Here is a 22,188-nt window from a genome sequence, read left to right as displayed (position 1 = left end):
GCTTAGCGCAGCTTCAAGGTGGACAGGCCGACCAGCACCAGCATCATGGTCACGATCCAGAAGCGGACCACGACCTTGGTCTCTTTCCAGCCCTTTTGTTCGAAATGGTGGTGCAGCGGCGCCATCAGGAACACGCGGCGCCCGGCGCCGTAGCGCTGCTTGGTGTACTTGAACCAGGTGACCTGGATGATCACCGACAGGGTTTCGGCCACGAACACGCCGCCCATGATGAACAGGACGATTTCCTGGCGTACGATCACCGCGATGGTGCCGAGCGCGCCGCCCAGCGCCAGCGCGCCGACGTCGCCCATGAACATCTGGGCCGGGTGCGCGTTATACCAGAGGAAGGCCAGGCCCGCGCCGGCCATCGCGCCGCAGAAAATCAAGAGTTCGCCGGCGCCCGGGATATACGGGATGAGCAGGTATTTCGAGAAGGTCGCGCTGCCGGTGAGGTAGGCGAACAGGCCCAGGGCGCCGCCGACCATCACGGTCGGCATGATCGCCAGGCCATCCAGGCCGTCGGTAAAGTTCACCGCATTGCTGGAGCCGACGATCACGCAATAGGTCAGCGCGATGAAGCCCCACACGCCCAGCGGATAGCTGATCGACTTGAAGAAGGGGACGATCAGGTCGGCTTTAGGGGGCAGGGTCATCGAGAAGCCCGACTGCACCCAGGCGTAGAACAGCTGCAGCACTTCCCATGGGTTCGCGGCCGAGACCGAGAAAGCCAGGTAGAGCGCCGAGGCGATGCCGACCAGCGACATCCAGAAGTATTTTTCGCGCGAGCGCATGCCTTCCGGGTCTTTGTAGACCACCTTGCGGTAGTCGTCGACCCAGCCGACGGCGCCGAAGCCCATGGTCACGACCAGCACCGGCCAGATCAGGCGGTTCGACAAATCGCACCACAGCAGGGTCGAGATGCCGATCGCGATCAGGACCAGCACGCCGCCCATGGTCGGGGTGCCGTGCTTGGCCAGGTGGGTCTGCGGACCATAGGTGCGCACCGACTGGCCGACCTTGAGTGCGGTCAGCTTGCGGATCACGGCCGGGCCGCAGATCAAGCCGATGGCAATGGCGGTGATGGTGGCGAACACCGCACGGAAGGTGATGTAATTGAAAACACGCAGTGGACCGATGTAGTCCTGGAAGTATTGGGCGAGCCAGAGAAGCATTTAGTGGGCGTCCTTGCTAGGTGTTGATCCGGTCAGGTGCTGGACCACGCGTTCCATCTTCATGAAACGCGAGCCCTTCACCAGCACAGTCGTCTTGCTATTGCCGCCCAGTGTTGAATCCAGTGCTGCCAATAAGTCGTCGAACTGCTCGTAATGCCGTGCCCCGGACGCCACCATGTGGCATGCCAGTTCGCCAGTGGCGAGCACGTGTTCGATGCCCTGCTGCTGGGCATAGGCACCGACTTCTTCGTGAAACTCTTTTCCCTGCGTGCCGACTTCGCCCATGTCGCCCACCACCAGGATGCGCGGGGCCGGATAAGCGGCCAGCACGTCGATCGCCGCGCGCATCGAATCCGGGTTGGCGTTGTAGGTGTCGTCGATCACGGTGGCGCCGTTCGCGGCCTGCTTCTTCTGCAGGCGTCCGCCCACCGGCGCGAAGGCTTCCAGGCCGCGCACGATGGCGTCCACCGGAATGCCGGCGGCCAGGGTCGAGGCGAATGCGGCCAGCGCGTTGCGCACATTGTGTTCGCCCGCGGCGGCCAGCTTGAGCGTGTACTGCGCGCCGCGCGCCGTCACCTGCAGTTCGTTGCCGAAACCAGTGGATGCGTAGGTCGCGCTGACGTCGCAATCGGTGGTGAGCCCAAAGGTCAGCACCGCGCACTTCGCCAGCCCGCGCCACAAGTCGGTATAAATATCGTCGCCCGGGAACACGGCCACGCCATCCTGCGGCAGGGCCTGCAGCACGGTACCGTTCTCGCGCGCCACCGCTTCCACGGTGTGCATGAATTCCTGGTGCTCGCGCTGGGCGTTGTTGACCATGGCGACGGTGGACGCGGCGATGGCTGCCAGGCGGCCGATCTCGCCAGGATGGTTCATGCCCATCTCAATCACGGCCGCGCGGTGCCGGGCGCCCAGGCGGAACAGGGTCAAGGGCACGCCGATCTCGTTGTTCAAATTGCCCTGGGTGGCCAGGCGCGCTTCCTCGCCGAAGGCCGCCGCCAGGATAGCGGCGATCATTTCCTTGACCGTGGTCTTGCCGTTCGAGCCGGTCACGCCGATCACGGGAATCGCGTGCCGGCCGCGCCAGAAGTTGGCGATGCGGCCCAGCGCCACCAGGGTGTCCGGCACCACGATGGCCGGCAGGGTCCAGCCTTCGGGCAAGGCGTGCACCACGACGGCGGCCACACCACGCCCGGCGACCTGGCCGAGGAAGCTGTGGGCGTCGAAACTCTCCCCCTTGAGCGCGACGAACAGCGCGCCCGCGGGAGCCGTGCGGCTGTCGGTCGAGACGCCTTCGAAGACGACGTCCGGGCCGACGAGCTGCGCGCCCGGAATGGCGGCGACGAGTTGTGCGAGGGTGGCCCGCATTTGCGTACCCATCAGTGAGTCCTCATCATGGTAAGCCGCGCGCTCAATGCGAGCGTGGCATGGTCGGCATCGGAGAACGGCATCTTCTTGCCCTTGATTTCCTGGTAGGGCTCATGGCCCTTCCCTGCCAGCAGGATGACGTCCTGCTTGCCGGCGTTTTTCACGGCCGACAGGATGGCGGTGGCGCGGTCTTCGATGGCCTGCACGTCCTTGTCCATGCCGGCGACGATCTGGGCAATGATGCTGGCCGGCTCTTCACTGCGCGGGTTGTCGCTGGTGACGATGACCTGGTCGGCCGCTTGCGCGATGGCGCCCATCTGCGGGCGCTTGCCCGGATCGCGGTCGCCGCCGCAGCCGAACACGCACCACAGCTGGCCGCCGCGCTCCAGCGCGACCTGGCGCAGCGCTTCCAGCGTCTTTTCCAGCGCATCGGGCGTGTGCGCGTAGTCGATCACGACCATCGGTGCATCCTGGCCGCCGATCTGCTGCATGCGGCCCGGCGCGGGCGCCAGCGCTTCGATGGCCTCGACGGCGTGCTTGAGCGTCGCGCCCTTGGCCAGCAGCGCGCCCAGCACCGCCAGCGCATTGCTGACGTTGAAATGGCCCACCAGCGCGGTCTTGACGCTGGAGCAGCCTGCCGGCGTATCGACGGTGAATTCGGTGCCCGCATGGCGGCTGCGCAGGTTCGCGGCGCGCAGGATGTCCACGCCATCGATCGCCGGCTGCTCCGCTTCATTCTTCAAGGTGTAGCCGGTGACCGGCAGCGCGCCGACATTGGCGCGCAGGTGCGCGACCAGGCGCTGCCCTGCCGGGTCGTCCAGGTTGACGATGGCCGTCTTCAAGCCGTCCCATTCGAACAGCGTGAACTTGGCTGCCTCGTACTCCTCCATGTCGCCATGGAAGTCGAGGTGATCGCGGGTCAGGTTGGTGAAGATGGCGGCGTCGACATGCATGCCGGCCATCCGGTCCTGGACCAGGCCGATGGACGAGGCTTCGATCGCCAGCGCGGTGGCGCCCTGCGCGCGCAGCTCGCCAAGCGTCTGGGCCAGCAGCACCGCGTCCGGCGTGGTGTAGCCGGTGGCATCAAAACCAGGCTCGGCACGGCCCTTGGCGATGCCCACGCCCAGCGTGCCGATCACGGCCGCGGTCTCGCCCAGGCGGGCCAGGGCCTGCCCCAGCCACACCGCGCAGGAGGTCTTGCCGTTGGTGCCGGTGACTGCCACGGTGAACATGCCGGCATCCGGACGCTCCAGCACGGCGTGGGCGATCGGCCCGGCGTTCTTTTTCAGGTTGGCGACGGCGAGATTGGCCACCGCGTGCGCGGCATCCCAGGCGTACCCATTTTCTTCGTACACCACGGCAGCGGCGCCAAGGGCAATCGCGGCCCCGATATAGGCGCGGCCGTCCGCACCCTCGCCCGGATAGGCGAAGAACACGTCGCCCGGTGTCACGCGGCGCGAATCGGAAACGAGGCGGCCGCCTGGTGCGGCGGCGCGGATCCAATGGGAGATGTCGTTCAGGCTCATTGCCATCACATGCTCTCCTCGAGGGGATTTTCCGGAATGATGATGTCGGTCACCGAGGAGTCGGGCGGCACGTTCGCGGCCCGCAGCGCATTCGATGCCAGGTCCGCCGCGGTCGGGGCGGCGACGCTGCCGCCGGTGCGCAAGGCGCCGCGCGGGTTGTCGATCATGACGGCGATGATGAAGCGCGGCTTGGACATCGGCGCGATGCCGACGAAATAGCCGATGTTGTCGGTCTTCGAATAGCGGCCGTTGACGATCTTCTCGGCGGTGCCGGTCTTGCCGCCCACGCGATAGCCGGCCACCTGGGCCTTCGAGGCGGTGCCGTCCGGGCCGACCACGGATTCGAGCATGGTGCGCACCTGGGCCGCGGTCTTCGGGGAGATCACCTGCTGGCCGACCGGCTCTTCGTCCACTTTCAGGAAGGACAGCGGGATGATGTCGCCGTCGCGTGCAAAGACCATGTAGGAACGCGCCAGCTGCAGCAGCGACACCGACAGGCCGTGGCCGAAGGACATGTTGGCGTATTCGATCGGCTTCCAGGATTTCCATGGGCGCACGCGGCCGGCGACGGCGCCCGGGAAGCCGTAGCGCGGCGCCTGGCCGAAACCGAGCTTGGTGTACAGCTCCCACATGTCCTGCGGCTGGAGCAGCTGGGCGATCTTGACGGTGCCGACGTTCGAGGATTTCTGGATGATGCCGCCGACCGTCAGCGCGTCCTTCGGGTGCATGTCGCGGATGGTGCGCCCGCCGACGACGATGCGCCCGCCCGAGACATCGAACACCGTGTCGGGGGTGATGCGTTTTTTCTCCAGGCCCAGCGCCACGGTGACCGGCTTGAGCGTGGAACCCGGCTCGAAGGTATCGGTGATGACGCGGTTGCGCAGCTGCGCGCCGGTCAGCTTGGAGCGGTCGTTCGGGTTGTAGGTCGGGTAGTTGGCCATGGCCAGCACTTCGCCCGTGTGCACGTCCAGCACCACGGCGCCGCCGGCCTGGGCGTTGAATTTCTCGACCGCGTTCTTGACGCTGGTGAAGGCGATGTATTGCAGCTTGCTGTCCACCGACAGGGTCAGGTCCTTGCCCTGGTGCGGTTCGCGGAACATGCCCAGGTCTTCGGCGATATGCCCCAGGCGGTCCTTGATCACGCGGCGGCTGCCCGGCACGCCGACCAGCGCCTTCTGGTGGAACAGCTCCATGCCTTCCTGGCCGATGTCCTCGACATTGGTGAAGCCGACCATGTGGGTCATCACTTCGCCCTGCGGGTAGAAGCGCTTGTATTCCTTGCGGGTGTCGATGCCGTCGATCTTGAGCTTTTCGATCTGGGCGATGACCGGCATCTCGACCTGGCGCTTCAGGTAGACGAAGGTGCGGTCGGAATCGAGCTTCTTGCGCAGCTCCGCTTCCGGCATCTCGAGCAGGCGCGCCAGTTCGGTGATCTTGGCGCCGGGCGATTTGAGCACGTCTTCGGGAATGGCCCACACCGCCTTGACCGGCAGCGAGGACGCCAGCACGGCGCCATTGCGGTCCATGATCTTGCCGCGCGTGGCCGGCAGTTCGAGCGTGCGTTCGTAGCGGCTCTTGCCCTGCTTTTGCAGGAACTGGGTCGACATGCCCTGCAGCCAGAGCGCGCGTGCGCCGAGTGCGGCGAAGGCCGTGAACAGCACGAACAGCACCAGGCGCGAGCGCCAGCTCGGCACGTTCACGGCCAGCACGGGGCTCTTCGAGAAGGCCACGCCCTTGGAGGCGGCGACCCGCGAGGTGGCGCGCCGTTCGACACGCGCATTCGAGCGGCTCATCGCGCCCCTTCCGTCAGGTACTGGGTACGGGCCGGGGTCAGCGGGGTCATGTTCAGGTTGGTGCGTGCGATCTGCTCGATGCGCTCGTTCTTGCCGAGCGTGGACTGGTCGAGCTGGAGCTGGGCCCAGTCGATGTCGAGCTGGCGCGACTGCTGCTGCAGGCGTTCCAGTTCGATCAGGAGGTGGCGCGCCTGGTAGCGGGCCTTCACGACCGACAGCGCGCACAGGACCAGCGCGGCCGCCAGCATGGCGTTGAGCTTGGCGCTCATGGCGCGCTCCCGAGGCGTTCGGCCACGCGCAGCACCGCCGAGCGGGCGCGCGGGTTGGCGCTCACCTCTTCGTCCGAGGGCTTGGTCTTGTCGATCAGCTTCATCAGCGGCTGCGGCAGGTCGACGGCGCGGATCGGCAGCCGGCGGTCCGGCTGCTCGACCTTGGCCTTGGACGCCAGGAATTGCTTGACCATGCGGTCTTCCAGCGAATGGAAGCTGATCACCGACATGCGTGCGCCGGGCGCGAGCATGGCGTAGGCCGCGCTCAGGCCTTGTTCGAGGTCTTCAAGCTCTTTATTGATGAAAATCCGGATAGCCTGAAAGGTCCGGGTTGCCGGATCCTTGCCTTTTTCCCGAGTCTTGACCGCGTTTGCCACGATTGCGGCAAGCTGTCGTGTGGTCGAAATTGGTTCGATTGCCCGGCGAGCTGCAACCGCCTTTGCAATCTGGAAAGCAAACCGCTCTTCTCCATAATCTCGTATAACCTTTTCCAATTGTTGTTCCGGCGCGATGGCCAGCCAGTCGGCCGCCGACATCCCGCGCGTGGTGTCCATGCGCATGTCGAGGGGGCCGTCCTGGCGGAAGCTGAATCCGCGCGTGGCGTCGTCCACCTGGGGCGACGAGATGCCAAGGTCCAGCAGGATGCCGTCCACCTGGCTGATGCCGCGCGCGGCCAGCGCGTCCTGCATCGTGGCAAAGCTGTCATGCACGATCGTGAAACGGGGGTCGTCGATCTGCTCGGCGGTGGCGATGGCCTGGAGGTCCTTGTCGAAGGCGAACAGGCGGCCCTGCGGCCCCAGGCGCGACAGCAGCAGGCGGCTGTGCCCGCCGCGACCGAAGGTGCCGTCTATATAGATACCGTTGACGCGCTCACCGGTCAGGTTGAGCGCATCGACGGCTTCGTCGAGCAGCACCGTGCGATGCTGGTATTCGGATACCGTGCCCTGTGCCGGCGAAATGTCGGTCATCAAGGCCTCAGAAGGAGAAATTGGAAAGGACATCGGGCATGCCGCCGGCCACGGCCTCGGCTTCGCTGTCGGCGAGCTTGGCGGCGTCCCAGATTTCAAAATGGGTGCCCATGCCGAGCATCATGACTTCTTTTTCCAGCCCGACGGCGGCGCGCAGCTCGGGCGAAATCAGGACGCGGCCGGCGCTGTCGACCTCGACATCGCAGGCGTTACCAAGGAAAATGCGCTGCCACGCGCGAGCCGACATCGGCCAGGCGGCGATCTGGTCGCGGTGCTGTTCCCAGACCGGGCGCGGGAAGAACAGGAGGCAGCCGTGCGGGTGCTTGGTCAGCGTCATGCGGCCTTCGCACTGGACCGTCAAGGCGTCACGATGCTTTGCCGGAATCGACATCCGGCCTTTTGCATCGAGATTGATCGCTGACGCGCCCTGGAACACAGATTACCTAGCTTGGAGAGTTATCAATTTAGATTTTTTTTCGCCGCTTGGGGTTCGAAAAATCCCCCACAAAACGACACTTTTTCACACTGTTTCCCACTTTATTTGAATCAATGTTGGTGGTCAAGCGAATTCACGTCGGCAAATCTTAAATTTTCTAATGAAACCAAGGACTTAGGCGAATCTCTTGACCCTATGTCAATCTAAAATGTCTCCTAAATCAGTCACTTAGGAAACAGAGTGAAGGTTGCACCTCACTTGTACAGACAACAATTCCTATGATAAAGATCGCGTCCTGACGCGACAGTGGCGGGGGCGCGCAAAAGATTTCTCCGCAGCATTGATTGTTGTAAAAATTGCGGCGCTCGTCAGGAAGCACCTGCATCACCCAATGCACCTACCCGTGCCGCATGAAAAGGCTCGGCGAGGCAGTGGCGGGATGGGAGTCGGCGCGGCGTCAAGTGCGGCAGGATGCCCGGGCACCTGATGCGCGGGCAGCAGGCGAATCCGGGATGGTGCTCGACGAAGGGGAAAAAGGCCGGCGGTTCGGGCCAATTCGATTTGCTGGCGGCGCTCTACCAATTAGAGCCCGAAACTTCGCGCGCGTTCCGCGACGCGCTCATCGGCGATGTACGAGGTGCCTGCACCGACCGTGCTCCGGCGGCTTGCGCGGGAACCTGTATTGCTGTTTCATGAACGTCCTCCGGAATGTTCAGGGGCTTCCCAGGCCTTGGCATGTGCCACCGCCCTGCCCCAGCGCGCCAACAGTTCGCCGCGCCGGCCGGCATCCATCCGCGGCTCGAAACGCCGCTCGACCTGCCACTGGCTGCCGATGTCCTCGACGGTTTCCCAATAGCCGAGCGCCAGGCCCGCGAGGTAGGCCGCGCCCAGCGCCGTGGTCTCCAGCACCTGCGGGCGCACCACCGGGATGCCGAGCAGGTCGGCCTGGAACTGCATCAGCATGTCGTTGCGCGCCGCGCCGCCGTCGGCGCGCATCTCGAGCACCGCGCAGGCCGCGTCCTTCTGCATCGCCCCCAGCAATTCGGCGCTCTGGTAGGCGATGGCTTCGACCGCGGCGCGCGCGATATGAGCGGCCGTGGTCCCGCGCGTCATGCCGACGATGGCGCCGCGCGCGTAGGGGTCCCAGTGCGGCGCGCCCAGGCCCGTGAAGGCCGGCACCAGCATCACGCCATCGCTGTCGGGCACGCTCATGGCAAGCGGCTCGACGTCGCTGGACTGCTTGATGATGCCCAGGCCATCGCGCAGCCACTGCACGGTGGCGCCGCCCATGAAGACGCTGCCCTCCAACAGGTAGGTGGTGGCCGCGTCGACGGTCCAGCCGACGGTGGACAGCAGGCGATTGTGCGAGACCGGCGGCGTGTCTCCAGCATGCATCAGCATGAAGCAGCCGGTGCCATAGGTGTTCTTGACCAGGCCCTTGCGGTGGCAGGCCTGGCCGAAGGTGGCGGCCTGCTGGTCGCCGGCGATGCCGGCAATCGGGATCGCATGGCCGAACCAGGCTTCGGCGGCCAGGCCCACGACTTCGGAACTGCCCACTACTTCGGGCAGGACGGCGGCGGGAATGCCGAACATCTCGAGCAGCGCATCGTCCCAGCGCAGCGTGTGGATGTTGAACAGCATCGTGCGCGAGGCGTTGCCGCTATCCGTGACGTGGCGCCCGCACAGGCGGTACACCAGCCAGCTGTCGACGGTGCCGAAGGCCAGTTCGCCGCGCTCGGCCCGCGCGCGTGCGCCGGGCACGTGCTCGAGCAGCCATTGCAGCTTGGTGGCGGAAAAATAGGCGTCGAGTTCGAGGCCGGTGCGCGCCTGGATGTCGGCGGCCTTGCCCTCGAGCCGCAGGCGGTCGCAGGCTGCCGCGGTGCGCCGGTCCTGCCAGACGATGGCGCGCGCGACCGGCTCGCCGGTGGCGCGGTCCCACAACACGGTGGTTTCGCGCTGGTTGGCGATGCCGATGGCGGCGACCTGGGAGGCATCGATGCGCGCTTCGCGCAATACATCGCGGGCGCAGGCAAGCTGGGTATGCCAGATGTCGAGCGCGTCGTGCTCGACCATTCCTGGCCGGGGGAAATGCTGGGGATACTCCTGCTGGCTACAGGCGACCGGCCGGCCCGCGTGGTCGAACACGATCGCACGCGAACTGGTGGTGCCCTGGTCGAGGGCAAGGATGTATTTCATCAATGGCTCACCAAGGCGCAGTCCATGAAGGACTGGCTAAAATTCAATGTAAAGCAGGCCGATAGGCCGGATTCTGTGTAGCGGTTTCCCTTGCGAGTCCCCGCCTGGACAGCCATTCCTCTAGGCGCTGAATTACTCCAGCGCTCAAGCTTCCTACCCGCACGCTCCGCGAGCAACATCAACGCGTGCCTATTTGGAATTGCTCCGAGTGGAGGTTACCGCGTTTCACCGTAACTTAATACGCTCGTCTCTGTGGCCCTGTTCCTCGCCTTATACCCCCGGCTTTCACCGGAAGGCTTTCAGCGGACGGCCGTTAACCGTCACCCTGCTCTATGGAGTCCGGACCTTCCTCCCGCCAGTATCTTGACGATACCGGCCAGCGGCTGCCTGGCCTGCTTCACGGGGGCATTGTAACCGATTGGGGGTGCCAACGGCCGCCTGTGCGGAGGGACGTCGTTCACCAGAATCAAATCCCACCTTTTCTGAAACTTCGTGTCGCCATTTCAAAAGCCCCCGCCGACCGGCTCGCATAAAATCATCCGTTACCCAACCAGCAAGGATGACCGAACCATGACGCACCCTTCCCGCACCGGCGGCCAGATCCTGGTCGATGCACTCGCGATCCACGGCGTGGATACCGCCTTCGGCGTTCCCGGCGAGAGCTATCTCGACGTGCTGGACGCGCTGCATGATTCCAGCATCCGCTTCGTGATCAACCGCCAGGAAGGCGGCGCGGCCTTCATGGCGGAAAGCTACGGCAAACTCACCGGCAAGCCGGGCATCTGCTTCGTCACCCGCGGTCCGGGCGCCACCAATGCCTCGATCGGCGTACACACGGCCTACCAGGATTCGACCCCCATGATCCTGTTCATCGGCCAGGTCGGCAACGACTTCATCGACCGCGAAGCCTTCCAGGAAATCGACTACCGCCGCATGTTCGGCGAGATGGCCAAGTGGGTCGCGCAGATCGACCGCGCCGACCGCATTCCCGAATACCTGGCGCGCGCCTTCCAGGTCGCCACCAGCGGCCGTCCCGGTCCGGTGGTGCTGGCCCTGCCCGAAGACATGCTGGTCACCACCGCGCAAGTGGCCGATACCCGTTGCTACCAGCCGGTGCAGGCCTCGCCCTCAGCGGCGCAGATCGACACGCTGCGCGCGCTGCTGCTAGAAGCCAAACGCCCGGTCGTGCTGCTGGGCGGCGGTACCTGGAACCGGCAAGCCTGCGCCGACCTGGCGCGCTTCGCCGAAGCCAACCACCTGCCGGTGGGCTGCAGCTTCCGCTTCCAGGACCTGATGGACAACGCGCATCCAAACTACATCGGCGACGTCGGCATCGGCATCAATCCGAAGCTGGCCGCGCGCGTGGCCGAAGCGGACCTGGTGATCGCCATCGGCCCGCGCCTGGGCGAGATGACGACTGGCGGCTATTCGCTGCTGGCTTCCCCGGTACCGCGCCAGCGCCTGGTGCACATCCACGCCGATCCGCAGGAACTGGGCAGCGTCTACCAGGCCGACCTGATGATCGCCAGCGGCGCGCCGCAGGCCTGCGCCATGCTGGCGGCGATGGAACCGGTCGATGCGGCGGCTTGGGCCGGCAGCGTTCTTGAAGCGAAGCAGGAGCTGGCCGCCTTCCAGGCGCAGCCGCCGTTATTGCGCGACGGCGGCGTGCCGCTCGACTTGTGGCAGGTGGTGCAGGACCTGATGGAAGCGCTGCCGCGCGACGCCATCATCACCAACGGCGCCGGCAACTACGCCTCGTGGGCGCACCGTTTCTACCGCTACGGCGGCATGCGCACCCAGCTCGCGCCGACCAATGGCGCCATGGGCTATGGCGTGCCGTCCGGCGTGGCGGCCAAGATCGTCCACCCGGAACGCGCAGTCGTGACCTTTGCCGGCGACGGCGAATTCATGATGACCGGCCAGGAGCTGGCGACCGCGGTGCAGTACAAGGCCGGCGTGGTGATCCTGGTGTTCAACAACAGCATGTTCGGGACCATCCGCATGCACCAGGAAAAGACCTATCCGGGCCGCGTGTCGGGCACAGAACTCCACAATCCGGATTTCGCGGCTTTGGCGCGCGCCTACGGCGGCCATGGCGAGGTGGTCGAGACGACCGGGGAGTTTGCGCCAGCCCTGCAGCGGGCCCTGGCGCATGCGAACGAGCAGCAGCTGCCGGCCGTGATCGAACTGCGCTACGACGGCAATCTGATTACGCCGAATGCGACGCTGGAGACCTTACGCCGGGCGGCGGAAGCGGCCAAGGCCGGGCGTTGAGCCTGGGCCAGGCAGTGCTGGTAATGCGGCTTACTTGCCTTCCAGGCCGAGTTCGGCCGGCAGCGGGATCGGTTTGTCGAAGAAACTCACCGGCTCGCCCGACGGCTTGGTCAGGAACAGGGCGACGAGGGCAATGAAGGCCCACACAATAATGTTGCGCAAAGCTGCCGCGCTGCCATCGTTGGCCTTGTCGCCATAGATAAGCCGCTTCAGAAGGTTCGTGATTTTCACGGTGGCCCCGTTGTTCGTGATGGTTGGTTTTCTCTCTGCGCTCAATTTAACGCAACTCGCCGTCGATTTCCAGAACCGCACTGTTGAGTAGCCTGTCGGTTTCATCAATAACGCAACACGAAATTCCCCGCATGCATCTTTACAGGGCGTTCCCGCCGCCTGGGGGAAGAATCTTGCTGCTCTGGTAAAATATTCGCACCTTTTTTCATCGCCGGAATCCTCCGGCATGCGCGCGCAGGAATCGCTACCCCACTATGTTTAGTTTCTTCAAAAGAAAGAAGCCGGAGACCCAGGTTCCCGAGCCGGCCGTCGAAGCCGCGCCCGTATCCGCTCCCGCTGCTGCACCCGCCCCAACGCCCGCACCGGCGCCGATGTTCGTCCCAGGCGCCCTCGATGCGCGGCCATTCGAGACGAGCAGCGCCGAGGCCGGCGAACTGTTCCCGGAAACCGCCGAGCGTCCGACGACCGAGGCGGAGCAGAAGCAGTCCTGGATGACCCGCCTGAAGGCCGGCCTGTCCAAGACATCGAGCAATCTGTCGCTGCTGTTCGTCGGCGCGCGCATCGATGAAGACCTGTACGAGGAACTCGAATCGGCCCTCCTGATGTCGGATGCCGGCATGGACGCCACCGACTACCTGCTCACTTCCCTGCGCCGCCGGGTCAAGGAAGACAAGCTGGTCGACGCCGCCGCCGTCAAGGTCGCGCTCAAGGAACTGATGATCGAGCTGCTGCTGCCCCTGCAAAAGCCGCTCGAACTCGGCCGCCACGATCCGCTCGTGATGATGATCTCGGGCGTGAACGGCGCCGGCAAGACCACCACCATCGGCAAGCTGGCCAAGCACATGCAGCGTTTCGACCAGTCGGTGCTGCTGGCCGCGGGCGACACCTTCCGCGCCGCCGCGCGCGAGCAGCTGATGGTCTGGGGCCAGCGCAACAACGTCACCGTGATCTCGCAGGCCTCCGGAGACCCGGCCGCCGTGGCCTTCGACGCGGTCCAGTCGGGCAAGGCGCGCGGCACGGATGTGGTCATGGTCGATACGGCCGGCCGCCTGCCGACCCAGCTGCACCTGATGGAAGAGCTCAAGAAGATCAAGCGCGTCATCGGCAAGGGCATGGAGGGCGCCCCGCACGAACTGCTGCTGGTCATCGACGGCAACACCGGCCAGAACGCGCTGGCGCAAGTGAAGGCTTTCGACGATGCGCTGCAGCTCACCGGCCTGGTGATCACCAAGCTCGATGGCACGGCCAAGGGCGGCGTGCTGGCCGCGATTGCGCGCACGCGCCCGGTGCCGGTGTATTTCATCGGCGTGGGCGAGAAGCTCGACGACCTGCAGCCCTTCAATGCCGAAGAATTTGTCGAAGCCCTGCTCGGATAAGCCTCGATGATCGAATTCCAGTCCGTCTCCAAGCAATACTCCACCGACGCCTACGCGCTGCGCGACCTCACCATCAACATCGCCAAGGGCGAGCTGGTCTACCTGGCCGGCCCCTCCGGCGCCGGCAAGTCGACCCTGATGAAGATGGTGGCCGCGGTCGAGCGCCCCACCAGCGGTGTAGTGACCGTCAACGGCCAGGACATCGGCCGCATCCGCAAGGCCGGTATCCCTTTCCTGCGCCGTAACCTGGGACTGATCTTCCAGCACCAGCGCCTGCTCAACGACCGCAACATCCTGGCCAACGTGATGCTGCCGCTGCTCGTGACCGGCGCGCCGCGCGCCCAGGCCGAGGGACGCGCCCGCGCCGCCCTGGAAAAGGTCGGGCTGCTCGATCGGACCAAGGCGCTGCCGCTGGAACTGTCCGGCGGCGAGCAGCAGCGCGTAGCGATCGCCCGCGCCATCGTCAACCGCCCGCAGATCATCCTGGCCGACGAGCCGACCGCGAATCTCGACCGCGCCGCGGCCGACCGCGTGCTCGACGCGCTGCGCGCCTTCCACGCGGTCGGCGTGACCTGCGTGATCTCGACCCACGACGAGCAGGTGCTCGACACGGCGGGACGCGTGATCCGCCTCGAACACGGCCAGTTGGTCGGAGGTGCGGCATGAGCCCGTGGATCCGCCAGCACCGCTTCGCCCTGCGCGCAGCGCTTTCGAGCGTACGCAAGGCGCCGGGCAGCTTCCTGTTCAACGTCCTGGTCGTCGCGCTCGCGCTGACCCTGCCCTTCGCCGGCATCACCCTGCTCGACAACGTGCGCCCGCTCTCCCAGCAGCTCTCGGTCGATCCGGAAATGAGCCTGTTCATGAAGCTCGAGGCCACGCGCGAGCAGGCTGCCGCGCTGGCGCCGCAGATCCGCAGCATCGTGGCCGCCAACGTGGGCGGCGGCGGACAGGCCAAAGTCAATTTCGTGGCGCGCGAAGACGCGCTGACCGCGCTCAAGGACAAGAGCGGCCTGAGCGACGTGCTCGACACACTCGGCGAGAACCCGCTGCCGGACAGCTATGTGCTCAAGCTAGAAGGCTATTCGGGCAACAATGCCGCCGCCGGCGTCGATGCGATGGTCGAGCAGCTGCGCGCACTGCCGGGCGTCGAGACCGTGCAGGTGGATTCGGCCTGGGTCAAGCGCCTGGCCGCCCTGCTGGCCATCCTGCGCCTGGCCCTGCTGCTGCTGGCCGTCACGCTCGGCATCGTGGTGATCGCGGTGGTGTTCAATACCATCCGCCTGCAGGTGCTCACGCAAAAGGAAGAGATCGCGGTGTCCAAGCTGCTGGGCGCGACCGACAACTTCATCCACCGGCCCTTCTATTACACGGGCGCCCTGCTCGGCCTGTGCGCCGGCGCCGTGGCGCTCGGCGTGGTCTTGCTGGGACTGGCGCCGCTGAACGGGGCGATTGCCGAATTCGCCAGGCTGTATGCATCGGAATTCCAGCTGGCGCCGCTCGGCGGCCTGGAAATCGCCGGCCTGCTGGCGATCAGCGCCGGCCTGGGCCTGATCGGCGCGATGCTGTCGGTGCAGCGCCACCTGGCGCGCGTCAGCTGATATAGATGTGGACGGCGCCCGCCGTCCACAAGCCTCTTTCGAACGGCTTAGCCGCCAGTCCCTACGTCCAGACGCGCCCTGCTCCTACAGGGCGTGGCCCGCTTACGTGCGCCATTCAACAGAAGCCCTGCCCAAGCCCCCTTAACCTGTCTTCAAGGATTTTCCAGCGCTCCCAGGCTCACTTTTGAGCTGCATCAATCAAACGGGGAGTAGCTGCTCTACAGTTGAAACGAACCGTGATTTTGATTCCTTTTGGCAATACTTTAGCCAAACTTAATCGACTTCGGCAAACCGATGGGTCGTCTAGCACTCATCACGGGAGAGTGCTAATATATGGCTTGAAGACAGCGAAAAATCAAGTGAAGCATCCCGGTAACAGACAGTAAATGGTGTCCCGCGACATGGGTCCGGAACACGTTGAGGATGCAGCAAGACTACTACGAGGAAATAAATATGTCCGCACAATCCGCATTGGTTCCTGCCGGCAGTCGTGCCCTGAACCTGGGTTTTACCGGCAATCTGGGCAATATTGACGCCTATATCTCGGCCGTCAACCGCCTGCCGATGCTGACCCACGAGGAAGAACAATCGCTGGCAAAGCGGCTGCGCGACGCAAACGACCTGGACGCCGCGCAAAAGCTGGTGCTGTCGCACCTGCGCCTGGTGGTCTCGATCGCCCGTGGCTACCTCGGCTATGGCCTGCCGCACGCCGACCTGATCCAGGAAGGCAATATCGGCCTGATGAAGGCGGTCAAGCGCTTCGATCCGAACCAGGGCGTACGCCTGGTGTCGTACGCGATGCACTGGATCAAGGCCGAGATGCATGAATACATCCTGAAGAACTGGCGCCTGGTGAAGGTCGCCACGACCAAGGCCCAGCGCAAGCTGTTCTTCAACCTGCGCAGCAACAAGGTCGGCCTCGATGCGATGACCCCAGGCCAGGTCGACGACCTGGCCAAGATGCTCGACGTCAAGCGCGAAGAAGTGATCGAGATGGAAACCCGCCTGTCGGGCCGCGACATCGCCCTCGAATCGCCGACCGACGACGACGACGACAAGTTTTCACCGATCGCCTACCTGTCGTCCGACCTGGGCGAACCGACCAAGGTGCTGGAAGCCGAGGCCGTCACCCGCCTGCAGTCCGAAGGCCTGGAAACGGCGCTCGGCAAGCTGGACCCGCGTTCGCGCCGCATCGTCGAAGCGCGCTGGCTGGCCAACGACGACGGCTCCGGCGCGACGCTGCACACGCTGGCCGAAGAGTTCGGCGTGTCGGCCGAGCGTATTCGCCAGATCGAATCGGCTGCGCTCAAAAAAATGAAGGGTGCGCTGGCGGCGTTTGTTTGAGCCACCTGCCCTTTCAAGTAAAAAACCCCGCTTCGGCGGGGTTTTTCATTGGTGCTGCAGAATCGTCTAGCGTTGCGCGAGCAGCGTGACGAATTCGCCGGGCGCCGCGGTGCTCGACAGCATGTGTGCCGGCATGGTCAGGGTGGCGTTGATCCGGTTCGATGAGGATTTTGCCGGGTCGTCGACGACGATCCGTAGTTGTTCGTCGCGCGTGACGAACACATAGGGCGAGACCGCAATCAGCTGTACTCTCCCGATGCTGCCCATGCTGGCATACATGCGGTTGCCCCACATGCTCAACTGCATGGACTTGCCGTTCGACAGGGCGTAGTTTCCCTTGATGCCGTCGAACTCTTCATACCAGACGTTACGCAGTTGCTGCGGCAGCACGATGCGCTCCGGCGGCGCAATGATGCGGACTTGCCCTGGTGATGGTATTTCCTGCGCAGTAGCCGCCCCCGACAGGGCGGCAACCACCACGGCGCATGCGATTGCTTTCATGATTGGCTCCTGATGCTCACAGCCCTCTTCCCACAGGCCGTTAGTTAAGTATAGGAAGTGCCAATGCAGAAGCGAGGATAATCTTGAACAATTGTTTGTTGGCGGCAAGGGGGTAGCCGCGGATAGAATGGGCCTTTCATCCGGCATAACAAGGAGAACCCGATGACCACCCCCTCGCCCTATGTCCCGCCCACCGTGTGGACCCCGCCCGCCGCTTCCGGCGGCACCTTCGCCAACATCAACCGTCCTGTCGCCGGCCCCACGCACGACGCCGAACTGCCGGTCGGCAAGCATCCGCTGCAGCTGTACTCGCTGGGCACGCCGAACGGCGTGAAGGTGACGATCATGCTGGAAGAGCTGATCGCGCTGGGCTATGTACAGGCCGAGTACGACGCCTGGCTCATCCGCATCAACGAGGGCGCCCAGTTCTCGAGCGGCTTCGTGGACATCAATCCGAACTCGAAGATCCCGGCCTTGGTCGATCGCAGCGGGCCGGAGCCGGTGCGCGTGTTCGAATCGGGATCGATCCTGTTCTACCTCGCGGAAAAGTTCGGGGCCTTTTTGCCGAAGGATGGCGTGGCGCGGGTCGAGACCATGAACTGGCTGTTCTGGCAGATGGGTTCCGCGCCTTTCGTGGGCGGCGGCTTCGGGCATTTCTACGCCTACGCGCCCGAGAAACTGCAGTATCCGATCGACCGCTATGCGATGGAAACCAAGCGCCAGCTCGACGTGCTGGAGCGCCAGCTGGCCGATCATCCGTATGTGGCCGGCAGCGAGTACACGATCGCCGACATGGCGATCTGGCCGTGGTATGGCGGCATGGTGCGCGGCGAGCTGTACGAGGCGGGCGAATTCCTGTCGGTGCACGAGTACAAGAATGTGCGCCGCTGGGCCGACGAAATTGCGGCCCGGCCGGCCGTCATTCGCGGCCGCAAGGTCAACCGGGTGCGCGGCAAGCCGGAGGAGATGGTGGCGGAGCGGCACGCGGCGTCCGACCTTGACTAATTAATCGCGGCCCGGCGCTTGTGCGAGGTGCCGGGCGATGTTCGAAAATTTCGATTGTATATCTGCAAATTACCCGTTTTTCAATCTTGCGGGTACAGCACATACTGACTCCATCGCATCGCAACCGCCGCGGCAAGCGGCTACAACAAGGAGCACGTCATGAACAATCCGAAACTCGAAGTCCTGACCCCGCAAAACTCGCAGCTGATCATCATCGACCACCAGCCGCAGATGGCCTTCGGCGTGCAGTCGATCGACCGCCAGACCCTGAAGAACAACGTGGTCGGCCTGGCCAAGGCGGCCAGGGCCTTCGGCATCCCGACCGTCATCACCACCGTGGAAACGGACTCCTTCTCGGGCAAGACCTATCCTGAAATCCTGGACGTGTTCCCGGGCCACCCGATCCTCGAACGCAGCTCGATGAACTCCTGGGACGACCAGAAAGTGCGCGACGCCCTGGCCGCCAACGGCCGCAAGAAGATCATCGTGGCAGGCCTGTGGACCGAAGTGTGCAACACCACCTTCGCCTTGTCGGCCATGCTGGAAGGCGACTACGAGATCTACATGGTGGCCGACGCTTCCGGCGGCACCTCGAAGGATGCCCACGATTTCGCCATGCAGCGCATGGTGCAGGCCGGCGTGGTCCCTGTCACCTGGCAGCAGGTGCTGCTCGAATGGCAGCGCGACTGGAAGAACCGCGACACCTACGACGCCGTGATGAAGATCGTCACCGAGCATTCGGGCGCCTACGGCATGGGCGTGGACTACGCCTACACGATGCTGCACAAGGCCCCGGCGCGCAACCTGGGACAAAACGACGTGCTGGCGCCGGTCCCGGCCCCCATCCGCTGAGCGAGGAGCCGACACCATGCAAGCACAGTCCACCGCACCGCTCGTCCTGATCAACGGCGCGTTCGCCACCCTCGACCGCCAGCAGCCCAATGCCAGCGCGGTCGCCATCCAGGACGGCCGCTTCCTGGCCGTCGGCGACATCGAGCATGTGATGCGCTACCGGGAAGCGGGCAGCCAGGTCATCGACCTGAATGGCCGCACCGTGATCCCGGGCCTGAACGATTCGCACCTGCACCTGATCCGCGGTGGACTGAACTACAACCTGGAACTGCGCTGGGAAGGCGTGCCTTCGCTGGCGGACGCCCTGCGCATGCTGAAAGACCAGGCCGACCGCACCCCGAACCCGCAATGGGTGCGCGTGGTCGGTGGCTGGAGCGAATTCCAGTTCGCCGAGCGCCGCATGCCCACGCTGGACGAGATCAACGCCGCCGCGCCCGACACGCCGGTCTTCATCCTGCACCTGTACGACCGCGCCCTGCTCAACCGCGCCGCCCTGCGCGCCGTCGGCTACACGAAAGACACGCCCAACCCACCGGGCGGCGAGATCCAGCGCGACGCGCTGGGGAACCCCACCGGCATGCTGATCGCACGCCCGAACGCGATGATCCTGTACGCGACGCTGGCCAAGGGCCCGAGCCTGCCCAGGGAGCTGCAGGTGAACTCCACGCGCCAGTTCATGCGCGAGCTGAACCGCCTCGGCATCACCAGCGCGATCGACGCCGGCGGCGGCTTCCAGAATTATCCCGACGATTACGCGGTCGTCGAGGAACTCGACCGCAACAAGCAGCTGACCATCCGCATCGCCTACAACCTGTTCACCCAGAACAAAGGCCAGGAACTGGAAGACTTCCAGCGCTGGACCGGCATGGTCACGCCCGGCCAGGGCAGCGACTACTACCGCCACAACGGCGCCGGCGAGATGCTGGTGTTCTCGGCCGCCGACTTCGAGGATTTCCTGGAGCCGCGCCCCGAGCTGGCGGCCGGCATGGAGGACGAACTCGACAAGGTGGTGCGCCACCTGGTGGAAAACCGCTGGCCCTTCCGCCTGCACGCCACCTACGACGAATCGATCACCCGCATGCTGGACGTGTTCGAGAAGGTCAACCGCGAGATTTCCTTCAACGGCCTGCACTGGATGTTCGACCATTGCGAGACCATCAGCGAGCGCAATATCGAGCGCGTCCGGCTGCTTGGCGGCGGCATCGCGATCCAGCACCGCATGGCCTTCCAGGGCGAGTATTTCGTCGACCGCTACGGCGCGCAGGCGGCCAGCGCCACGCCCCCGGTGAAGAAGATGCTGGAGAGCGGCGTGCCGGTCGGCGCCGGCACCGACGCCACCCGCGTGGCCAGCTACAACCCGTGGACGGCGCTGTACTGGCTGGTGACGGGACGCACCGTGGGCGGCTTGATGCTGTACGGCGACAATGGCCTGCTGCCGCGCAGCGTCGCGCTCGAGCTGTGGACGGCTGGCAGCGCCTGGTTCTCGAACGAAGAGGGACGCAAGGGCCGCATCCAGGAAGGCATGCTGGCCGACCTGGCGGTGCTGTCGAACGACTTCTTCAGCGTCGACGAGGAAGCCATCAAGTCGATCGAATCGGTGCTGACCGTGGTCGGCGGCCAGGTGGTATTTGGCGCGGCCGAATTCACCAGCCTGGGGCCGCCGCCCATTCCGGTGCTGCCCGAATGGTCGCCGGTGAACACCGTGCCGGGCCACTGGCGCGGTGCCGCACCCGCGCCACACAAGCAGATCGCCCTGCCCCACCAGTGCGGCGGCCCCTGCGGCGTGCACGCCCACCAGCACGACCGGGCCCGCAAGTCGGCGGTGCCGGTCTCTAACTTCGGCGGCTTCTGGGGCGCGCTCGGTTGCAGCTGCTTTGCGTTCTGAACGGAGACCGACATGAGCAGCTTGACGACCACCTCGATCACGGCGCCGCAATTCCAGCGCCTGCAGGGCATAGGTATGGGTTTCCTGGCCGCCTATGTCGACACCCTTGGCTTCATCGCCCTGTTCGGCCTGTTCACGGCCCACGTCACCGGCAACTTCGTGCTGATCGCCGTGTCGCTGGCCGAGCCGGCGCAGACGCCCTCCTTGCTCAAGCTGCTCGCCTTTCCAGCCTTCATCCTGGGCGTGGCGGCAAGCAGGCTGCTGGTGGCGCGCTGCGAAACACGTGGCCAGCCTGCGCTGAAACCGTCCTACCTGCTGCAGCTGGTGCTGCTGCTGGGCTTCATGGCCTGCGGCATGCTGGCCGAGCCGGTCGGCGAGCATGCCGGTCCGCTGGCCATGACGGCGGGCCTGCTGGGCGCGGCGGCGATGGGGGCGCACAGCGCGGCCAGCAAGCTGCTGCTCACCCATCTCGCGCCGACCTCGATGATGACCGGGAACGTCACCCAGCTCGTGATCGACACGGTCGACCGGCTGCGCGGCGCCGCCGACGCGGCCACCCGTGCGCGCTGCGCCAAGTTCTTCTGGCCGGTGCTGGCCTTTGCCCTGGGCTGCGCGGCCGCGGCCTTTGCCTATCTCGCGGTTGGTTTCGTGGCCTTGATGGTGCCGGTGGCGATCCTGTGCCTGCACCTGGTGCTCCCCGAGCCGGCGGCGGCATGAACAAGAACCGCCTGGAGGCCATCAGCGACGGCGTGACCGGCAGCCGCCAGGTCAGGCCGACAGGTGTTCGATCAGGATGGTGGTGCCCACCAGGATCAGCACCACGCCGCCGACCCGCTCGGCGTTGCGTCCGACGACGGCGCCGAGCTTACGCCCCAGCAGCACGCCGATCGTGACCATGACCGTGGTGGAGACGCCGATCGCCAGCGCCGCGTGCACGATCGAGACGTCGACGAAGGCCAGTCCGACACCGACCGCCATCGCGTCGATGCTGGTCGCCACGGCCGTGAGCACCAGTACCAGCAGCTTCTGCGAGGCCGCCGCCGCCTCTTCTTCCTCGTCGCAGAAGGACAGCCAGATCATGCGCCCGCCCAGGCCCAGCAGCAGGACGAAGGCGATCCAGTGGTCCCACTGGCGGATGGCGTCGGCGGCGAGCGAGCCGAGCGCCCAGCCGATCACCGGGGTGATGGTCTCGATACAGCCGAACAGCAGGCCGATGCGCAGCGCCTGCGGGAAGGTGGGCCGGCGCAAAGCGGCGCCCTTGGCGATCGCCGCGGCAAAGGCGTCGGTCGACATGGCAAGGGCGAGGAACAGGAGTGCGGTATAGGTCATGCGGGGATTCCGGTCAGGCCGGGGCGCCTGCGCATGGCGCCAGGCAAGCCCAGGGGCGCAGGCAT

Annotated in this window: 20 protein-coding genes and 1 other RNA gene; 9 read left to right on the top strand and 12 right to left on the bottom strand. The window is 65.3% G+C overall.

The annotated features are described in order from the left end of the window. Positions 1-2: 2 nt before the first annotated feature. The 9 genes from mraY to rnpB all read right to left on the bottom strand — a co-directional run bounded on the left by mraY (position 3) and on the right by rnpB (position 10,127). Complete coding sequence (gene mraY, locus AC56LR_RS04275; protein WP_497127832.1) at positions 3-1,172, bottom strand: phospho-N-acetylmuramoyl-pentapeptide-transferase; 1,170 nt, start codon at positions 1,170-1,172, stop codon at positions 3-5. Beyond that, on the bottom strand, positions 1,173-2,540 hold the full coding sequence (locus tag AC56LR_RS04270; protein WP_497128523.1) for a UDP-N-acetylmuramoyl-tripeptide--D-alanyl-D-alanine ligase: 1,368 nt from the start codon (positions 2,538-2,540) through the stop codon (positions 1,173-1,175). It lies immediately after the preceding gene. Positions 2,541-2,551: 11 nt separating this feature from the next. Beyond that, positions 2,552-4,072: a UDP-N-acetylmuramoyl-L-alanyl-D-glutamate--2,6-diaminopimelate ligase gene (locus tag AC56LR_RS04265; RefSeq protein ID WP_497127830.1), complete on the bottom strand. Its 1,521-nt coding sequence runs from the start codon at positions 4,070-4,072 to the stop codon at positions 2,552-2,554. After that, complete coding sequence (locus tag AC56LR_RS04260) at positions 4,072-5,859, bottom strand: peptidoglycan D,D-transpeptidase FtsI family protein (protein ID WP_497127828.1); 1,788 nt, start codon at positions 5,857-5,859, stop codon at positions 4,072-4,074. Before AC56LR_RS04260 ends, AC56LR_RS04265 begins: the two co-directional genes overlap by 1 nt. After that, complete coding sequence (ftsL, locus tag AC56LR_RS04255) at positions 5,856-6,128, bottom strand: cell division protein FtsL (RefSeq protein WP_497127826.1); 273 nt, start codon at positions 6,126-6,128, stop codon at positions 5,856-5,858. Before ftsL ends, AC56LR_RS04260 begins: the two co-directional genes overlap by 4 nt. After that, on the bottom strand, positions 6,125-7,087 hold the full coding sequence (rsmH, locus tag AC56LR_RS04250) for a 16S rRNA (cytosine(1402)-N(4))-methyltransferase RsmH (RefSeq protein WP_497128521.1): 963 nt from the start codon (positions 7,085-7,087) through the stop codon (positions 6,125-6,127). Before rsmH ends, ftsL begins: the two co-directional genes overlap by 4 nt. 16 nt (positions 7,088-7,103) lie before the next feature. Next, positions 7,104-7,532: a division/cell wall cluster transcriptional repressor MraZ gene (gene mraZ, locus AC56LR_RS04245; protein WP_489874591.1), complete on the bottom strand. Its 429-nt coding sequence runs from the start codon at positions 7,530-7,532 to the stop codon at positions 7,104-7,106. Positions 7,533-8,222: 690 nt separating this feature from the next. Further along, positions 8,223-9,731 (bottom strand): glycerol kinase GlpK, encoded by a 1,509-nt coding sequence (gene glpK / locus AC56LR_RS04240; protein WP_497127824.1) that lies wholly within the window; start codon positions 9,729-9,731, stop codon positions 8,223-8,225. Between the two features lie 43 nt (positions 9,732-9,774). Beyond that, positions 9,775-10,127, bottom strand: an RNA gene (rnpB, locus tag AC56LR_RS04235) — RNase P RNA component class A. A 171-nt stretch (positions 10,128-10,298) separates the two neighbouring features. Here rnpB and AC56LR_RS04230 point away from each other — a divergent pair. Continuing rightward, entirely contained in the window at positions 10,299-12,002 is a 1,704-nt protein-coding gene (locus AC56LR_RS04230) for a thiamine pyrophosphate-binding protein (RefSeq protein ID WP_497127822.1), read from the top strand. 30 nt (positions 12,003-12,032) lie between these two features. Here the strand turns inward: AC56LR_RS04230 and AC56LR_RS04225 are convergent, their stop codons facing one another. Beyond that, positions 12,033-12,461 carry a hypothetical protein gene (locus AC56LR_RS04225; RefSeq protein ID WP_497127820.1) on the bottom strand — a complete coding sequence of 143 codons (429 nt, stop codon included), beginning with the start codon at positions 12,459-12,461 and terminating at the stop codon, positions 12,033-12,035. A 26-nt stretch (positions 12,462-12,487) separates the two neighbouring features. Here AC56LR_RS04225 and ftsY point away from each other — a divergent pair, with 26 nt between their 5' ends. The 4 genes from ftsY (at position 12,488) to rpoH (ending at position 16,551) form a co-directional block, all read left to right on the top strand. After that, a complete protein-coding gene (ftsY, locus tag AC56LR_RS04220) occupies positions 12,488-13,609 on the top strand; it encodes a signal recognition particle-docking protein FtsY (protein ID WP_497127818.1) in 1,122 nt (373 codons plus the stop codon). A 6-nt stretch (positions 13,610-13,615) separates the two neighbouring features. After that, positions 13,616-14,275: a cell division ATP-binding protein FtsE gene (locus AC56LR_RS04215; RefSeq protein WP_497127816.1), complete on the top strand. Its 660-nt coding sequence runs from the start codon at positions 13,616-13,618 to the stop codon at positions 14,273-14,275. Then, a complete protein-coding gene (ftsX, locus tag AC56LR_RS04210) occupies positions 14,272-15,207 on the top strand; it encodes a permease-like cell division protein FtsX (RefSeq protein ID WP_497127814.1) in 936 nt (311 codons plus the stop codon). Before AC56LR_RS04215 ends, ftsX begins: the two co-directional genes overlap by 4 nt. A gap of 453 nt (positions 15,208-15,660) precedes the next feature. Further along, positions 15,661-16,551, top strand: coding sequence for an RNA polymerase sigma factor RpoH (gene rpoH, locus AC56LR_RS04205; RefSeq protein WP_497127812.1), 891 nt, complete (start codon positions 15,661-15,663; stop codon positions 16,549-16,551). Positions 16,552-16,617: 66 nt separating this feature from the next. Here rpoH and AC56LR_RS04200 read toward each other — a convergent pair whose 3' ends face one another. Further along, positions 16,618-17,052: a hypothetical protein gene (locus AC56LR_RS04200; RefSeq protein ID WP_497127810.1), complete on the bottom strand. Its 435-nt coding sequence runs from the start codon at positions 17,050-17,052 to the stop codon at positions 16,618-16,620. 162 nt (positions 17,053-17,214) lie between these two features. Between AC56LR_RS04200 and yghU the strand changes: the two genes are divergently transcribed. From yghU to AC56LR_RS04180, 4 genes are all read left to right on the top strand, one after another. Next, entirely contained in the window at positions 17,215-18,057 is an 843-nt protein-coding gene (gene yghU / locus AC56LR_RS04195) for a glutathione-dependent disulfide-bond oxidoreductase (RefSeq protein WP_497127808.1), read from the top strand. A gap of 159 nt (positions 18,058-18,216) precedes the next feature. Next, positions 18,217-18,909 carry a hydrolase gene (locus tag AC56LR_RS04190; protein ID WP_497127806.1) on the top strand — a complete coding sequence of 231 codons (693 nt, stop codon included), beginning with the start codon at positions 18,217-18,219 and terminating at the stop codon, positions 18,907-18,909. A gap of 16 nt (positions 18,910-18,925) precedes the next feature. Then, a complete protein-coding gene (locus AC56LR_RS04185) occupies positions 18,926-20,794 on the top strand; it encodes an amidohydrolase (protein WP_497127804.1) in 1,869 nt (622 codons plus the stop codon). Between the two features lie 12 nt (positions 20,795-20,806). Further along, on the top strand, positions 20,807-21,511 hold the full coding sequence (locus AC56LR_RS04180) for a YoaK family protein (RefSeq protein ID WP_497127802.1): 705 nt from the start codon (positions 20,807-20,809) through the stop codon (positions 21,509-21,511). 51 nt (positions 21,512-21,562) lie between these two features. On the opposite strand, the gene AC56LR_RS04175 is transcribed toward AC56LR_RS04180, so the two are convergent. Further along, positions 21,563-22,123 carry a manganese efflux pump MntP gene (locus tag AC56LR_RS04175; protein ID WP_497127800.1) on the bottom strand — a complete coding sequence of 187 codons (561 nt, stop codon included), beginning with the start codon at positions 22,121-22,123 and terminating at the stop codon, positions 21,563-21,565. Positions 22,124-22,188: the final 65 nt, after the last annotated feature.

This window comes from Telluria sp. ZT3P39, from assembly GCF_059685935.1.
This window is presented reverse-complemented; position numbering and strand designations above follow the sequence as displayed.

Bases quoted from the DNA above. Each gene is read 5' to 3' on its own strand.
- mraY (WP_497127832.1), bottom strand. From the start codon at position 1,172: ATGCTTCTCTGGCTCGCCCAATACTTCCAGGACTACATCGGTCCACTG.
- AC56LR_RS04270 (WP_497128523.1), bottom strand. From the start codon at position 2,540: ATGCGGGCCACCCTCGCACAACTCGTCGCCGCCATTCCGGGCGCGCAG.
- AC56LR_RS04265 (WP_497127830.1), bottom strand. From the start codon at position 4,072: ATGGCAATGAGCCTGAACGACATCTCCCATTGGATCCGCGCCGCCGCA.
- AC56LR_RS04260 (WP_497127828.1), bottom strand. From the start codon at position 5,859: ATGAGCCGCTCGAATGCGCGTGTCGAACGGCGCGCCACCTCGCGGGTC.
- ftsL (WP_497127826.1), bottom strand. From the start codon at position 6,128: ATGAGCGCCAAGCTCAACGCCATGCTGGCGGCCGCGCTGGTCCTGTGC.
- AC56LR_RS04230 (WP_497127822.1), top strand. From the start codon at position 10,299: ATGACGCACCCTTCCCGCACCGGCGGCCAGATCCTGGTCGATGCACTC.
- AC56LR_RS04225 (WP_497127820.1), bottom strand. From the start codon at position 12,461: ATGCCGGAGGATTCCGGCGATGAAAAAAGGTGCGAATATTTTACCAGA.
- ftsY (WP_497127818.1), top strand. From the start codon at position 12,488: ATGTTTAGTTTCTTCAAAAGAAAGAAGCCGGAGACCCAGGTTCCCGAG.
- AC56LR_RS04215 (WP_497127816.1), top strand. From the start codon at position 13,616: ATGATCGAATTCCAGTCCGTCTCCAAGCAATACTCCACCGACGCCTAC.
- ftsX (WP_497127814.1), top strand. From the start codon at position 14,272: ATGAGCCCGTGGATCCGCCAGCACCGCTTCGCCCTGCGCGCAGCGCTT.
- rpoH (WP_497127812.1), top strand. From the start codon at position 15,661: ATGTCCGCACAATCCGCATTGGTTCCTGCCGGCAGTCGTGCCCTGAAC.
- AC56LR_RS04200 (WP_497127810.1), bottom strand. From the start codon at position 17,052: ATGAAAGCAATCGCATGCGCCGTGGTGGTTGCCGCCCTGTCGGGGGCG.
- yghU (WP_497127808.1), top strand. From the start codon at position 17,215: ATGACCACCCCCTCGCCCTATGTCCCGCCCACCGTGTGGACCCCGCCC.
- AC56LR_RS04190 (WP_497127806.1), top strand. From the start codon at position 18,217: ATGAACAATCCGAAACTCGAAGTCCTGACCCCGCAAAACTCGCAGCTG.
- AC56LR_RS04185 (WP_497127804.1), top strand. From the start codon at position 18,926: ATGCAAGCACAGTCCACCGCACCGCTCGTCCTGATCAACGGCGCGTTC.
- AC56LR_RS04180 (WP_497127802.1), top strand. From the start codon at position 20,807: ATGAGCAGCTTGACGACCACCTCGATCACGGCGCCGCAATTCCAGCGC.
- AC56LR_RS04175 (WP_497127800.1), bottom strand. From the start codon at position 22,123: ATGACCTATACCGCACTCCTGTTCCTCGCCCTTGCCATGTCGACCGAC.